Genomic DNA, 2373 nt, shown 5'->3' with positions numbered 1-2373 from the left:
AGCCGTCGTGATGTCATCAGTGCCGACGATCGCCGAGATCACCGCAACACCAGCAGCCCCAGACCGTATGACCTCTCCGACGTTACTCAAGCTGATGCCACCGATGGCCACGATCGGGAGAGGGAGCCGGGCCCGCAGTTGTCGAATCGTGTCGCAGCCAACCGGTTCGTACCCGGTCGCTTTCGTGGCTGTCGCGAAGAGCGGCCCGATGCCGAGATAATCGGCCCCCTGCTCTGCGGCCCTGATGGCCTGTTCAATGGAGTGAGTCGAAACCCCCAAGATCTTGCCTGTCCCCAGGAGCGTGCGGGCCTTCCATGGAGGCAGGTCATCCTGCCCAAGGTGGACACCGTCGGCATCAGCCGCGAGCGCCAGATCCAGCCTGTCATTCACAATGAAGGCAACCCCGTGCGCCCGACACAGTTGGGTAATTTGGCGAGCCTCGTACAGAAGCTGACGCGGTCCGGCTGCCTTGTCCCGAAGCTGGATCATCGATGCGCCACCTTTTACGGCTTGCATCGCTATTTCAACGTGACTCAGCCCACGTCGCAACTCACGATCAGTGATGACGCACAAGCGGCATATCTGCCAAGGAATCAAAAAGCTATCTCGGTAACAAGCCAGCTGTTAGTGTAGTGAGTCATAAATACCTTTACGGACCGTTCGTGGTGAGCTTGTCGAACCACGGATGGAATGTATTGAAAACAATAACCCTTCGACAAGCCAGCAACTGTCTTGGGTGTCAAGAGCTATGTGCGAATTTGATCGTCCACGGGGTCTGATGCTTGAGCATCGCATTCAAGATGGTCAGCAGCTTCCGCATACAGGCGGTCAAGGCCACCTTCTTGGCTTTCCCCGCCGCGCACAGCCGCTGATAGAACACGCGGATCACCGGATTAAAGCGAGTCGCCACCAGGGTACCCATGTACAAGGTGGCCCGGACGTGGGCCCGCCCGCCCCACACGCGACGGGTGCCTCGGAAGGTCCCACTGTCCCGGTTCAGGGGCGCGACGCCTACCAGGGCGGCGATCTGCTGCCGGGTCAGGGTCCCCAGCTCCGGCAGGTTCGCCACCAGCGTCCGCGCCAGGACCGGCCCGACCCCGGGGGCGCTCTGCAGCAGGTCGTCTTTCTCCCGCCAGACAGGGCTCTCACGGATCGTGTGGGCGAGCTCCTCGTCGAGGTCGGCCAGGCGGCCTTCCAGCCAAGTGATGTGCGCCCGGATCCCCTTGCGCACCGGCGTCGGGGCGATCCCCAGGCGATTCTTCTCGGCCGTGAGCATCTCGATGAGCTGGCGGCGACGCAGGAGCAGGGCACTCAGCGCTTGCGTGGCGGCATCCGGGAGCGCTCGAGCGACGGGACGGACCGCCTCGGCGAACTGGGCCAGGATGCTCGCATCCAGCGTATCGGTCTTCGCGAGCTTGCCGGTCGCCTTCGCGAAGTCCCGGACTTGGCGGGGGTTGACGACCACAACCGGCAGCCCCGCCGCGGCCAGGGCGCTACTCACGGGTACGTCGAGCCCGCCGGTGGCCTCCAGGACGATCAGCGTGGGGGCCTGGTGCCGCAGGCGGGTCACCAGGTCGGCAATGCCGGCTTCCTCATTGGCGACGGCCCATCGTGCCCCCGTCGGCCGAAGCGCAAGATCCAGACGATCCTTCGAGACATCAATGCCGACGAAGACGGCGGAAGTGGTCATGGGTACCTCCTCTCCTCGATGGCCCGGCCTTGCGGATGCGGCCTCCACGGGCCCACGCAACTGTTCGGGCTCTGTGAGGGACGGGACGTGACGACCCGTGCTGAGCTCCGGTCTCGATGGACCAAGGACGAAACGGTCTGTCACGTCCGGGTGTGTTGGATGCTCGACCACGACTTTACACCTTTTCATAGCGCTACAGTCAAGATACAAGGCTGAACGGATAGGTATGTAGTTCGCGTTCCATTACTTATGTAAGACTCAATAGTTGTGGGAAACAGGAAACGGTTGACAGCTTCCCGTCGTTTTTGATATAAAGATACGCTACCCTATCAACGCTCATCGGTTGTTCGTAGTTCGTAACAGAAACAGACTGGAAAGGATGCGGCTCGATGGCGAAAAAGTTTTACACGGTCCTTATCCTTCCCGATGCCAGCTCTCAGATCCGAAGGTTCCACATCGCCAAACCCCTCTTCGGTACGCTTGCCGTCACCGCAGGTCTTATTTTCATTGCCTTTCTCTTCCTCATCTATCAGGTAGTGGGCCATACCGGCCACATGCTGGAGCTTCGTCAGCTTCGAACAACGGCAAACGAGCAGGCCGAGCTGCTGCAGAGGTTTGAACGCCTCAAGAATCAAATGGCCCAGCTCAGGGAGTTTGACCTCCGTTTGCGGACGGCGGCCGGT

Annotated in this window: 3 protein-coding genes; 1 reads left to right on the top strand and 2 read right to left on the bottom strand. The window is 60.9% G+C overall.

The window, feature by feature from the left end; all coding sequences use genetic code 11:
* Both thiE and KGL31_14105 read right to left on the bottom strand, forming a co-directional pair.
* Positions 1 to 597, bottom strand: a 597-nt coding sequence (gene thiE, locus KGL31_14110; protein ID MDE2323013.1) for a thiamine phosphate synthase, incomplete at its 3' end; no start/stop codon positions are given.
* A gap of 142 nt (positions 598 to 739) precedes the next feature.
* Positions 740 to 1690 (bottom strand): IS110 family transposase, encoded by a 951-nt coding sequence (locus KGL31_14105; GenBank protein MDE2323012.1) that lies wholly within the window; start codon positions 1688 to 1690, stop codon positions 740 to 742.
* 389 nt (positions 1691 to 2079) lie between these two features.
* Here KGL31_14105 and KGL31_14100 point away from each other — a divergent pair.
* The coding region (locus KGL31_14100) for a hypothetical protein (protein MDE2323011.1) at positions 2080 to 2373 on the top strand (294 nt) is incomplete at its 3' end.

It is taken from the genome of Candidatus Methylomirabilota bacterium (assembly GCA_028870115.1).
GTDB lineage: Bacteria > Methylomirabilota > Methylomirabilia > Methylomirabilales > Methylomirabilaceae > Methylomirabilis.
Note: the sequence above shows the minus strand (reverse complement) of the source record. Positions and strands in the feature narration are given on the sequence as shown.

Excerpts from the sequence above, each read along its gene's own strand:
- KGL31_14105 (MDE2323012.1), bottom strand. The coding sequence starts at position 1,690 with ATGACCACTTCCGCCGTCTTCGTCGGCATTGATGTCTCGAAGGATCGT.